Origin of the sequence: Dyella lutea (genome assembly GCF_024158035.1) — a bacterium.
Lineage (GTDB): Bacteria > Pseudomonadota > Gammaproteobacteria > Xanthomonadales > Rhodanobacteraceae > Dyella_A > Dyella_A lutea.
In genome coordinates, this window is sequence record NZ_JAMZEK010000005.1 from 37450 (window position 1) to 50234 (window position 12785).

At 67.9% G+C, this 12785-nt stretch carries 10 protein-coding genes; 7 read left to right on the plus strand and 3 right to left on the minus strand.

Features of this window, described 5'->3' with window-relative positions; genetic code table 11:
• Positions 1-3 precede the first annotated feature (3 nt).
• From ftsE to rpoH, 5 genes are all read left to right on the plus strand, one after another.
• Positions 4-681: a cell division ATP-binding protein FtsE gene (gene ftsE, locus NC595_RS18945; RefSeq protein WP_253568952.1), complete on the plus strand. Its 678-nt coding sequence runs from the start codon at positions 4-6 to the stop codon at positions 679-681.
• Positions 678-1658 (plus strand): permease-like cell division protein FtsX, encoded by a 981-nt coding sequence (gene ftsX / locus NC595_RS18950; protein WP_253568953.1) that lies wholly within the window; start codon positions 678-680, stop codon positions 1656-1658. Before ftsE ends, ftsX begins: the two co-directional genes overlap by 4 nt.
• A 148-nt stretch (positions 1659-1806) precedes the next feature.
• Positions 1807-2658, plus strand: a complete 852-nt coding sequence (locus NC595_RS18955; protein WP_253569115.1) for a response regulator — start codon at positions 1807-1809, stop codon at positions 2656-2658.
• Positions 2648-3358, plus strand: coding sequence for a uracil-DNA glycosylase (gene ung, locus NC595_RS18960; protein ID WP_253568954.1), 711 nt, complete (start codon positions 2648-2650; stop codon positions 3356-3358). Before NC595_RS18955 ends, ung begins: the two co-directional genes overlap by 11 nt.
• Positions 3359-3557: 199 nt before the next feature.
• On the plus strand, positions 3558-4421 hold the full coding sequence (gene rpoH, locus NC595_RS18965) for an RNA polymerase sigma factor RpoH (protein WP_017463713.1): 864 nt from the start codon (positions 3558-3560) through the stop codon (positions 4419-4421).
• 79 nt (positions 4422-4500) lie between these two features.
• On the opposite strand, the gene tal is transcribed toward rpoH, so the two are convergent.
• The 3 genes from tal to NC595_RS18980 form a co-directional block, all read right to left on the minus strand.
• Positions 4501-5454 carry a transaldolase gene (gene tal / locus NC595_RS18970; RefSeq protein WP_253568955.1) on the minus strand — a complete coding sequence of 318 codons (954 nt, stop codon included), beginning with the start codon at positions 5452-5454 and terminating at the stop codon, positions 4501-4503.
• Positions 5455-5519: 65 nt separating this feature from the next.
• Positions 5520-7700 (minus strand): primosomal protein N', encoded by a 2181-nt coding sequence (locus NC595_RS18975; protein WP_253568956.1) that lies wholly within the window; start codon positions 7698-7700, stop codon positions 5520-5522.
• A 438-nt stretch (positions 7701-8138) separates the two neighbouring features.
• Positions 8139-9347 (minus strand): DUF3667 domain-containing protein, encoded by a 1209-nt coding sequence (locus NC595_RS18980; protein ID WP_253568957.1) that lies wholly within the window; start codon positions 9345-9347, stop codon positions 8139-8141.
• A gap of 111 nt (positions 9348-9458) precedes the next feature.
• On the opposite strand from NC595_RS18980, the gene NC595_RS18985 reads away from it, so the two are divergent.
• Positions 9459-10886, plus strand: coding sequence for an MATE family efflux transporter (locus NC595_RS18985; RefSeq protein WP_253568958.1), 1428 nt, complete (start codon positions 9459-9461; stop codon positions 10884-10886).
• A 28-nt stretch (positions 10887-10914) separates the two neighbouring features.
• Positions 10915-12783, plus strand: coding sequence for a signal peptide peptidase SppA (sppA, locus tag NC595_RS18990; RefSeq protein WP_253568959.1), 1869 nt, complete (start codon positions 10915-10917; stop codon positions 12781-12783).
• Positions 12784-12785 lie beyond the last annotated feature (2 nt).

Here is a 12785-nt window from a genome sequence, read left to right on the forward strand (position 1 = left end):
GCGGTGATCCGCTTTGACCAGGTAAGCAAGCGTTACGAAAGCGGCCACGAGGCCATATCGCAGCTGTCATTCGAGGTGGGCGACGGCGAGATGGCCTTCGTCACCGGGCACTCCGGTGCCGGCAAGAGCACCCTGCTCAAGCTGCTCGCGCTGATCGAGCGTCCGTCCCACGGGCAGATCCATCTCGATGGCCAGAGCCTGGGCACGGTCGGCCGCGGGGCTATCCCGAAGCTGCGCCGACGCATCGGCATGGTGTTCCAGGATCATCGGCTGCTGATGGATCGCACCGTCTTCGACAACGTCGAGCTGCCGCTGGTGATCGGTGGGCTGGCGCCGGCCGAACGCGCCAAGCGCGTGCGTGCCTCGCTGGAAAAGGTTGGCCTGCTGGCCTACGAGCGCCAGTTGCCAGACACGCTCTCCACTGGCGAGCAACAGCGCGTGGGCATTGCCCGGGCCATCGTGGCGCGCCCAGCGCTGCTGATCGCCGACGAGCCTACCGGTAACCTCGATCCGCAACTGGCAGTGGAGATCATGGGGCTGTTCGCCGAATTCCAGCAGGTCGGCACAACCGTGCTGGTGGCCAGCCATGACCTGCCCCTGATCAAGCGGATGAAGAAGCGGGTGGTCGTGCTCGACCACGGTCGCCTGGTGGCCGACGTGCCGGCGCAGGAGGTGCTGTGAGCCGTCGTTCCGACGTCGCGGCCGAGGCCGCCGTGCGCGATGCGCGCAGTCGACGCAGCGAAACCCGGCGCGTCGGAGGCTGGGCCGAGCACCATCGCTGGAGTGCCGCGGCGAGCCTGCGCCGATTGCTCGGTCGTCCTTTCGGCACCCTGATGACTGTCACCGTGATCGGCCTGGCGCTGGCCCTGCCATTGGCCTTCTATCTCCTGCTCGGCAACGTGCAGCGGATGGGCGATGCGATGGGGCAGCGACAGGCGGTCAGCGTGTTCCTCAAGCCCGGGCAGGGCGAGGCGGTTGCGCAACTGCTGGCCAAGGATATCGGCGAACGGGCGGATGTCGCCGGGGTGGTGGTCAAGACCCCACAGCAGGGGATGGACGAACTGGCCGCGATGCAGGGCTTCAGTGGTGCACTGCATGCGCTGGATGACAACCCGCTGCCCTACGTCCTCGAGGTCATGCCCAAGGACTCGCTGGATGCCGGTGCGGTGCAGGATCTGGTCACTGCCCTGCGCGAGCAGCGCGGTGTCGACATGGTGCAGGACAGCGGAAGCTGGCGTCAGCGGCTGGATGCCCTGCTGGGGCTGGGCAACCGCATCGTCGCCGTGCTCGCCCTGTTGCTCTCGCTGGCGGCCGTGTTGGTGGTGGGCAACACGGTACGCGTGGATATCGCCGGGCGCGTCGATGAAATCGGCGTGCTGATGCTGGTCGGCGCCAGCCGGCCGTTCGTGCGACGTCCTTACCTGTATGCCGGCCTCTGGTACGGGCTGTTTGGCGGCGTTGTCGCGTCGCTGGTGGCGGTGGCGATCGAGCTCTCGCTGGTGGCGCCCGTCGAGCGCCTGAGTGCCGCCTATGCCGGCAAGCTTTCGATCGGCGGACTGCCGCTGTGGCTACTGCTGGCCACTCCGGTCGCGGCAGCGCTGCTGGGCTGGATTGGCGCACGGCTGGTCAGTGCATGGCAGTTGCGGCGGGTGGCCTGATGCGCCGGTGTCGCACTGCGGTGATGGCGGTCGCAGCCAGTAGATGCATCGATAAGGCAGGATCGGTGGCTGCGACAACGGCGACGGGGGCGGGAAAGATCGTGAGTGGGAAACCGTGGACGACGACCCGGTGGCGCGGAGTGTCCGCATGAATACCAGTATCAGCACCCGCAGTATCGGTGAGGCGCCTCGCGTGCTCGTCGTCGACGGCTCCAAAGTGGTTCGCCAGCTGATCACCCGGGTTCTGGCCGCCGAGCTGCCGGCCGCCGAAGTGGTTGGTTGTGCGACGGGCGAGGAAGCCCAGCGCGAACTGCAGTCCGGCGCCTTCGATTTCATCACCGTTGCCCTGCGCCTGCCCGACATGGATGGCCTGGAACTGGCGCGCTACGTGCGCGAGTCGGCGCCGCAGGCCTATGTACCGATCGTGGTGGTTTCCGGCGACGTCGACGACCGACTGCATCGTCGGGCGCTTGGTGAACATGTCACCGACTATTTCGACAAGTCGCTGGGTTTTCCCGCCCTGGGAGCCTTCATTCGCGGCTATGTCAGTCCGGAGGCCACGGCCACGGGCACCGTGCTTTACGTGGAAGACAGCCGCGTCGTGGCCCTTGCTACCCGTCGCATGATGGAGCGTTGCGGGCTGACCGTGCGCCACGTGGTCAGCGTGGAGGATGCGATCGCGTTGCTCGAGGCCGACCGGGAATTGGGCTGGGTCGGGGCGGACGTCGTCCTTACCGATGTCAGTCTCAAGGGCAAGCTCACCGGAGGTGATCTGCTCGAGCACATCCGCACCGTCTTCGGTTACGGCAAGGGTCGGCTGCCCGTGCTGGTGATGACCGGTGACGAGAATCCCGCCAACCAGGCCGCCCTGCTCAAGGCGGGCGCCAACGATCTGGTCGAGAAGCCGGTCGAGGAAAGCCTGCTCATCACCAAGCTGCTGTTCCAGCTGCGCGTGGCCCAGCATATGCGCTCGCTCAACGATCCGTCGCATGAGCGGTGACCGTGTGCGCCTGGAGCCGGGTTGGAAAGCCCGTATCGGCGACTATCTGGAGCGGCCCGAGATGCAGGCGCTGGCGGCGTTCCTGAGGGAGGAAAAGCGCGCCGGGAAGGTGATCTATCCCCCGGGGCCGGAGATCTTCGCGGCGTTTGACCACACCCCGTTCGGCGCGGTGCGCGTGGTGATCCTCGGTCAGGATCCGTATCACGGCCCCGGGCAGGCCCACGGCCTGTGCTTCTCGGTGCGTCCAGGCGTGCGGATCCCGCCGTCGCTGGACAACATCTTCAAGGAAATCAGCCGCGACCTCGGGCTGCCGCGGCCGGATCATGGCTGCCTGACCCCGTGGGCCGATCGCGGGGTGCTGCTGCTCAACGCGGTGCTGACGGTCGAGCGAGGCCTGGCCGGTTCGCATCAGGGCAAGGGTTGGGAAGGTTTCACCGACGCCGCGATCGATGCCCTCAACCGGGAGCGCGACGGGCTGGTGTTCATGCTCTGGGGCAGCTACGCCCAGCGCAAGGGGCGGCTGATCGATACCCGGCGCCATCGCGTGCTGACCGCGGTACACCCTTCCCCGCTGTCCGCGCATCGCGGATTCATCGGCTGCGGGCACTTTTCCGCCGCCAACGCCTGGCTGGACCAGCATGGCCAGGCTCCGATCGACTGGTCGCTGCCACCAAGGGCCCAGCTGGGCGCTTACGCTTAGTCCGGTTTCACGGGCGCCGCACACCGAGCGTGCACAATGGCGGGCCTGCCCCGGAGCACTGGACAGTGCGGCGCAGTTTCTGTACCATTTGGTTCATTAAGTCGACGCGGCGACCGATTCGCCGCGCCGGAACTTTGCGGTGGCTTTAGCACTCCAATGATGCGAGTGCTAAGCTGCCCCTCATCAGGAGGTTCCGTCCATGTCCCAAGCTTTGGTCACCGCCAACATCCCGGTTCCCAGCGTCGTCGGCAGCCTGGATGCCTACATCTCGGCGGTGCACCGCATCCCGGTGCTCAGCCAGGAAGAGGAGCAGGCGCTTTCGCGTCGCTACCTCGAAGAGAACGACCTGTCGTCCGCCCGCAAGCTGGTGATGTCGCACCTGCGCTTCGTCGTACACGTGGCCCGCGGCTACAGTGGCTACGGCCTGCAGCTGGGTGATCTGATCCAGGAAGGCAACATCGGCCTGATGAAGGCGGTGAAGCGTTTCGATCCGGACCAGGGCGTGCGCCTGGTCAGCTTCGCCGTGCACTGGATCCGTGCCGAGATGCACGAGTTCATCCTCAAGAACTGGCGCATCGTCAAGGTCGCCACCACCAAGGCGCAGCGCAAGCTGTTCTTCAACCTGCGCAAGAGCAAGAAGCGCCTGGGCTGGATGAATGCCGAGGAAGTGCGCACGGTGGCGAAGGATCTCGGCGTGCCCGAGGCCACGGTGCGCGAGATGGAGTCGCGCCTGTCTGGCCGTGACGTGGGCTTCGAGGCCCCAGTCGATGCCGACGAGGACGCCAAGCCGGCCCCGGCTGCGTTCTTGGTCGACGACGGTGCCGATCCGTACGACACGGTGTCCGACGCAGACCAGTCCGACAACGAACTCGAGACGCTCTCCGCGGCACTGGAGAAGCTGGACGACCGTTCGCGTGACATCATCCAGCGGCGTTGGCTGAACGACGAGAAGGCAACCCTGCAGGATCTGGCCGACGAGTACGGCGTCTCTGCCGAGCGCATCCGCCAGGTCGAGGCGAACGCGATGAAGAAGATGCGCGGCCTGTTCGCCGCCGCGGCCTGATCCGCCGGTCGGGCGAATCGGGAGAAAGAAAAAACGGCCCCTCAGGGGCCGTTTTTCGTTGCGTCGTCCGGGGCCTGTGTTAAAGCTTGTCGGCGAGCAGCTTTTCCAGCTTGAGCTGATCGGCGGCAAACTTGCGGATGCCATCGGCCAGCTTGTCCGTGGCCATGGGATCTTCGTTGTGGCCCCAACGGAAAGCCGGTTCGCTGAGGGGATCCGGCGGCGTTGCCTGCTGCCCGCCGTCCTCAAGCACGCGCGGCAGCGGATCGTGGCTGGCATCGAGCTTCTCCAGCAGCTCAGGGCTGATGGTGAGGCGGTCGCAGCCGGCCAGTGCGCGGATCTGCCCGGTGTTACGGAAGCTGGCTCCCATCACCACGGTCCCGAAGCCGTGCCGCTTGTACCAGTCATAGATGCGGCGCACCGATTTCACGCCGGGGTCTTCGTGCGGCTCGAAGCCATTCGCGTCGGTGTTGGCGACGTACCAGTCGTAGATGCGGCCGACGAACGGCGAGATGAGGAACACACCGGCCTCGGCGCAGGCCACGGCCTGCTCGAACGAGAACAGCAGGGTCAGGTTGCACTGGATGCCGCGGCGCTCCAGTTGCTCGGCGGCGCGGATGCCGGCCCAAGTGGATGCGACCTTAATCAGGATCCGGTCGCGCTTCACCCCGGCATCCTCGTACAGGCCGATCAACCGCTCGGCCTTGGCGATGGTTGCGTCGGTATCGAAGGACAGGCGTGCATCCACCTCGGTGGAAACGCGACCCGGCACCAGGTCGAGGATCTTGCGCCCCACCGCGACGGCGAGGTGATCGCTGGCGTCGGCGAGCTGCCGCTCGCGGTCATTGCCGCGGTCCTTGGCGAACGCCACGGCTTCGTCAAGCAGGGAAGCGTAGGCCGGGATGCCGGCAGCTTTGAGCAGCAGCGACGGATTGGTCGTGGCGTCGACCGGCTTGTAGCGGGCGATCGCCTCGATGTCACCGGTGTCGGCAACCACGGTGGTGTACTGGCGGAGTTGTTCGAGCTGCGATGCCATGGAGCCTCCTTCGGGTTGACCGCAAATTATAAGGCCCGCTGGTCGTTCTGCCGTGAGGGCAAGGTTCAGTAGAGGTCGATGGGGTCCACGTCCAGCGACCAGCGCACCCGCCGTGATGACGGCAGGGCGCCGAGCCGGAGCCGCCACGGCCGTGCGGCCGAATGCAGTCGGGCACGAAGGGTGGACTCCAGCAACAGCTGGCCGCGATGCCGGCCTGCGCGCAACGGCATCGGGGCCGGCATCGGCCCTGCCAGTTGCACCTCCGGATCGTTCGGTAGCGCCGCGGCTGCAGCGGCGAGGAAGGTATCCAACTCGTCGCAGCTGTGCGCATCGGCGCGGAGCAGGATCTGATGGCTGTAGGGAGGCAATTGCACCGCCTGGCGCTCGGCGAGCAGCGCCGCCGCCGCCGTGCCGTAGCCCGAAGCGAGCAGGGTGCGCAGCAGCGGATGCTCGGGATGATGGGTCTGCAGCAGCACCCGGCCGGTCCGGTCAGCCCGGCCGGCCCGCCCGGCAACCTGTACCAGCAGTTGGGCGAGCCGTTCGCCGGCGCGGAAATCCACGCTGTGCAGGCCTTCGTCGACGCCGACGATGGCGACCAGCGTCAGCCGGGGCAGATCGTGTCCCTTGGCCAGCATCTGCGTGCCCACCAGGATCGCCGGTCCGTCCTGCTGCAGCTCGTCCAGCAGATGTTCGAAGGCATCGCGGCGACGGGTGGTCTCCCGGTCGATGCGCCTGACCGGCACGTCGGGGAACAGCGCGCCGAGCGCCTCCTCCAGTCGCTCGGTGCCGTGGCCCTGCGGCCAGAGGGCCCCGGCGCCACAGGCCGGGCAGTACGACGGCACCGGTGCGTGGAGGTCGCAATGGTGACATCGCAACTGGCGCTGCCCGGCGTGCAGGGTCATCGGGCGCTCGCAGCGCGGGCAGTCGGCGTGCCACCCGCAGGCGTGACAGAGGAGCACCGGCGCATAGCCGCGACGATTGCGGAATACCAGCACTTGCTCGCCCCGTGCCACCGTCTCGCTCACCGCAGCGAGCAGCGCGGGCGACAACCCATGGTCCAGATACTGCGCGCGCACGTCGACGATCTGCACCTGCGGCGCCGGGCGCGCGGCACCCGGTCGGCTGCGAAGGCGCAGCGTCCGGAACCGGCCGCTGGCGGCATTGGCCAGCGTCTCCAGCGAGGGCGTGGCGCTGCCCAGCACGATCGGTACGCCCATGTCGCGGGCACGGACCAGGGCCAGATCGCGGGCGTGGTAGCGGAAGCCCTCCTGTTGCTTGTAGGAAGCGTCGTGTTCCTCGTCGACCAGGATCAGGCCGGCGTTCGGTAACGGTGTGAACACCGCCGAGCGGGTGCCCAGCACCACCTTGGCCTCGCCGCTGCGTGCGCGCAGCCACGCCCGCGCCCGGTCGCCCTCGGCCAGGTTGGAGTGCAGCACTTCCACCGGCACGCCCAGCCTCTCGCGCAGCCGGCGCAGGGTCTGTGGCGCCAGGCCGATCTCGGGCACCAGCAGCAGGCTCTGCCGGCCTTCGGCGAGTGCCTGTTCGATCAATGCCAGGTACACCTCGGTCTTGCCGCTGCCGGTGACGCCATCGAGGAGGAACGGCTGGAAACGTCCGAATGCCTCAGCGACGGCGGTCACCGCATCGCGCTGCTCAGCGCTCAGCGGCATGGGAGGTGGCGGCTGTCGCCGGGGTGGTGCAGCTGGCGGGGGGCAGCGCTCGACCAGATGGGCGGCGGCCAGTCGACGTGCCGCGGTCCGCCACGCGGGCAGCGCGGCGGTCAGCTCGTCCGCGTGGCGCGGCCCTTCGATCAGCAGGCCAAGCAGGTCCCTGCTGCCGCCTCGCCGGCGGCCGGCGCCGTGCTCCTGTTGCCCGGCCGGTGTGAGCTGCCAGTATTCCTCGGCGATGTCCGGCAGCGGTCGCGGCTCGCGCAGCGCCAGCGGCAACGCCTGGGCGAACGCTTCCCCCGGCGCTCCCAGCCAGTAATCGGCGGCCCAGGTCAGCGTGCGCAGCAGCTCGCCGTCCAGCAGCGGCTCGTGATCCAGCACTTTCAGCACCGGCTTGAGCCGGGACTCATCCCGTTCCGATGTCACGACCGCGTCGACCACGAGGCCGACCTGCTGCCCCCGCCCGAACGGGACCAGCACGCGCTGGCCCGCCACCACCACCTGGCCGTCGGCCGGTGGCAGATAGTCGAACAGGGTCGGGAGGGGGACGGGCAGGGCTACGCGGACGGCGGTGGACATGGCTACCTCGGGGGGCGCCAGTGTAGCCGGCCGGCGGCCGGACCCCGCTCAGGCCGCATCGTCGGCGGAAGCGATCGTGGGTCCGTTCGTTGCCGTGGATTGCTTCGCCCGACTCTAGGAAGGCGGGATAAGTGCCCCCTATCCGGGCATTTTTCCGCTTATCCACAGCTGCTGTGGATAACTTTGTGGATGGAGCGGGGAAGGGGGCCCCTGAGGCCCGTCACGGCGGCCTTCACGACACTCTGCGCAAGATTTGGCCATCAGAAAAACATGATGTTTTTCAGTGATTTGTATTGACCATTCAACTGTGCTTCACGCCGATGCCATGAAACCGTCGCGCGGGTTGACACTCCGATGACGCTGTGCAAAACCCGCTGCCGCCGCTCGCGTCATATGACCGGATGTGATGAGCGTCACGGTTGGCGGCGCACCGCGGTCTCAATGCCCGGCACCCAGTACCAGGGCAACGCCGAGCACCGTGGACAGCAGCCAGAAGTAACACCAGCCCACGAACCAGTACTTCACCAGCGTCATCCCCCAGCCCTGCCGATAGATGCGCTTCTGCATCACCAGCAAGTAGGCGAACATCCACACGATGAGCGCGAACCGCACGACGCCGAGTGGATAAGCCATCCATGGGGCCACGGGGTGCAGCCAGGTCGACAGCATGCCGACCATCAGGACCAGCAGGAGGGCCACGAACAGGAAGGCGTGGCTGTGCAGGGCGACGATCACGTGTTCCATGTAGAGCCTGCGCCGGAACAGGTAGAACACCTTCAGCAGCAGCGCGAACAGCGGGATCATCACCAGCATGCTCTGCGGCAGCACGCTGAAGAAGCCGGCGACCATCCGCTCGCGCGCCTCCTGTCGCTCGCTGGCGTCGCGGCTGTGGAATGCCGTCTTGAGGTTGAGCTTGAGGTGGCGCGTGAATTCGGTCAGGCGCGCGTTGGCGAATTCCGGCAACCAGGCGATGTGGACCGGTTCGACCCGGTCCCACTCGGCCTCGTCCGGGTCGGCGGAGCTCTGGCTGCGGTTCGGCACGGGTGTCGTACCGGTGCTGCTGGACGATGCCGCGCCGGCAGCAGAGCCCCCCTTCAGCTCGACCAGTCGCTTGTCGGCCGATCCGCGCAACCTGCGCTCGGCGACCTCCAGCCCCTGGTCCACGCCCGGGATGCCTCCTGTGCTGGCCTGGGCGGTGTGCAGACTGGCCAGTTCGCGGTCCAGGTGCCGGCGCACGTCCGCCGCGGTGGCGTCGGCGGCAAACGGATTCGGTGTGTCTTGGTGGCCCCGCTTGCCGGCGACCGCCGGGTTGCCGGCGTGGTCGAGCAGCCTGTCGGCCACGAGGTGGAAGGCAAAGAAGCTCAGCAGGCACAGCACGAACATCAGGCGGAACGGTGCCACGTAGCGCTGGCGGCGTCCGGCAAAGTATTCCAGCGTGAGGAACCCCGGCCGGGTGACCAGTGGCGGCAGGGTGTGCAGGATGCGGCCGTCGACATGCAGGAACATGTCCAGGCCGTCCTCAAGCATGTGGTGCACCGGCTTGAGCACACTGTGGACCGATTGCCCGCAGTGATGGCAGAACTCACCCTCCATCACGGTGCCGCAGTTGGCGCAGTGCACGACGCTGGCGTGGTCGAGCTGGTCCATCGATGGCTCCTCCCCTGGAAGCGGGGGATGGTGTCACAAGGGCGCGGTCGAGGCAGCCCTGCGGTGAGGCCCGGTCCGCTAAAATGCGCAGCCGATCCGAACGAACTCGCCATGACCGCTTTCCGTCCCGACCGCGCGCGCGTCGCGCACGAAGTCGGCGCCACCGTACGCCTTGCCCTGCCGCTGATCGCCGCCCAACTGGCGGCGATCGGCTCCAACGTGATCGATGCGGTGCTTTCCGGTCACTACAGCACCCACGTCCTCGGTGCGGTGGCGGTGGGCGCCAACGTGTGGTCGTTGGCCATCGTCACCGGAATCGGGCTGATGATGGCCGTGCCGCCCTCGGTGGCTCAGCTCGACGGCGCCCGGCGTCGCCACGAGGTCGGCGCACTGTTCCGCCAGGCGCTCTGGCTGGCGCTGCTCACCGGGGTGGTGCTGTGGTTCGCGGTGCGGCATGCCAGTCCCCTGTTCGCCTGGATCGGCGTCACCCCGGACCTGCGCGCCGACGTGGATGCTTTCCTGCACGCGATCAGCTGGGGCGCGCCGGCGCTGACCTGCTATTTCGCCCTGCGCGGTCTGTCCGAGGGCCTGTCGCTGACCCGGCCGTCGATGTTCTTCAGCCTGGCTGGGCTGGTGCTGCTGGTGCCACTGGGCTACGTGTTCATGTTCGGCAGGCTGGGCCTGCCGCCGCAGGGCGCGCGCGGTTGTGGCATGGCCACGGCCCTGGCGCTCTGGCTGGAGCTGGCCGGCTTCGCGATCTACGTGTTGCGCCATCCCAACTACCGGGGGCTGGGGCTGGTCGATCATTTCGAGTGGCCCGACTGGCGTCGCATCGGCGAGCTGCTACATGTCGGCGGGCCGATGGCGGTGAGCCTGCTGGCCGAGGCCGGCCTGTTCGTCGCGGTGGCGCTGGGCATCAGTCGGCTAGGCGACACGGTGATGGCCAGCCACCAGGTGGCGATCAACGTGGCTTCTCTGTTCTTCATGGTCCCGCTGGGCCTCGCCATGGCAATCACCGTGCGGGTCGGCAACGCGGTGGGGCGCGGCGATGCGGTCGGTGTGCGCTATGCGGGCTTCTGCGGGATCGGACTGAGCCTGGTCACGCAACTGGTGTCGGCGGCGGTGATGTTCGGCCTGCCGCATCGCATTGCCGGGCTCTACACGCACCAGCGGGAGGTGATCGACCTGGCTGCGCAGTTGCTGCTGCTGGCGGGCGTGTTCCAGTTTTCCGACGGCGTCCAGGTGGCATCCAACGGTGCGCTGCGCGGGCTGAAGGACACCCGGGTGCCGATGGCCATCACGTTGTTCTCCTATTGGGGCGTCGGCATGCCGGTCGGTTGGTGGCTCGCCTTTCACCAGGGACTGGGCGCGCGCGGCATGTGGATGGGACTGATCGCCGGACTCAGCGCCTCGGCCATCCTGCTTTTCACCCGCTTCTGGCGCAGCGCCCGCCGTGGCCGCTGGGTCGGCGCGCGGCAGCCTGACCAACCACACATGACCGCGCCGGTGCAAGCCGGTACGCTGCCCCTCGACCCGTGACTTCCCACTTTCCGAACAGGACGGCTGCATGACCGCTTCGCGCCCCAATGGCTTCTGGGCCTTTCTTCGTGTCTTCGGGCGCGGCCTCAACGTGGTGCGGCTGGTCATCATCAATGCGGTGTTCTTCACGCTGCTGTTTATCGTGCTGTTGCTGGCGATCGGTGTGATGGCCGGGCGACATGCCGGCATGGGCATCGATGCCGACTCGGTGCTGGTGCTCAAGCCCGAAGGGCGACTGGTCGAGCAGTACAGCGTGGCGCCGCTGCAGCGGGTGCTGTCCGGACTGTCGGGCGACGAGCCGAAGGAGGTGCAGGTGCGCGACCTGGTGCACGCGATCGACGCCGCGACCACCGACAAGCACATCACCCGCATCCTGCTGCTGCCGGACCAGTTGCAGGCCGGCGGCTTTGCCGCGCTGCGCGAGGTGGGTGCGGCGCTGGACCGCTTCCGCGCCGCCGGCAAGCCGGTGATCGCCTGGGGCGTGAACTACGACCAGGGCCAGTACTACCTCGCCGCGCATGCCGACCGCCTGCTGGTCGATCCGCAGGGCGGGGTGATGATCACCGGCCTGGCCAACTATCGGCTGTTCTACAAGGACCTGCTGGACAAGCTCGGCGTGCAGGTGCACCTGTTCCGTGTCGGCCAGTTCAAGAGCGCCGCCGAGCCGTACATCCTCGACCACGCCTCGGATGCGTCCAAGGAAGCCGACAGCTACTGGATGGGCGGGCTGTGGGACAACTACCTCGATACCGTCGCCAAACTGCGCAAGCTCGATCCGGCCACGCTGCGCGACGACGTCGACCACCTGCCGGACCACATCGCCAGCACCCAGGGCAACCTGGCCCAGCTCTCGCTCAACGAGCATCTGGTCGACGGCCTGGCCACCGAGGCCGATGTGGAGGCCATGATGCGTCGCGAGGGCGTGCCGGCCGGGCGCCAGGGCAAGGGTTTCCGCTCGGTCGGCCTGTCGCGCTACGTCGCTCAGCTGCCGGACGACAGCGGCGCGCTGTTCAAGCCCGGCGTCGCAGTGGTGGTGGCCGAGGGCGAGATCAGCGGCGGCAAGCAGCCGCAGGGCTGGATCGGTGGCGAGTCCACCGCCGCCCTGATCCGCGCCGCGCGCGAGGACAAGAAGACCAAGGCGCTGGTGCTGCGGGTGAACTCGCCCGGCGGTGAGGTGTACGCCGCCGAGCAGATCCGCCGCGAGGTCGAGCTGACCCGCAAGGCGGGCATCCCGGTGGTGGTGTCGATGGGCGACGTGGCGGCCAGTGGCGGCTACTGGATCTCGATGGACGCCGATCGCATCTTCGCCGAGCCGAACACCATCACTGGTTCGATCGGCATCTTCGGCATGTACTACTCGATCCCCGACACGCTGGCGAAGCTCGGCGTGCAGAGCGACGGCGTGGCGACCGGGCCGATGGCCGGCGCGTTCGACATCACCCGCCCGCTCGATCCGAAGGTGGGTCAGGTGATCCAGGCGATCATCGACAAGGGCTACCGCGACTTCGTCGGCGGCGTGGCCAAGGCGCGCGGCAAGGATTACGACGCCATCGATGCGATCGCCCAGGGTCGCGTCTGGACCGGAAAGCAGGCGCTGGACCGCGGGCTGGTCGACCAGCTCGGTGGCCTGGACGAAGCGGTCGCCTACGCGGCGAAGAAGGCCGGCCTGGCCAAGGGCTATCCGGTCCGCTACATCGAGCAGCCGCTGGGCGGCTTCGAGCAGTTCGTGGTCGGTCTCAACCGGACCGCGATGGTGCAGGCGGCCTTGTCCTACGGCGTGCATCTGCCGCGCTGGATGGCCGAGCTGCCGCGGGCGATGCCCGAGCTGCAGTTGCTGCGCGATGCGCGGCCGGGCCGGCCGAACGTCTACGCCTACTGCTTCTGCACGCCGCGCTGACC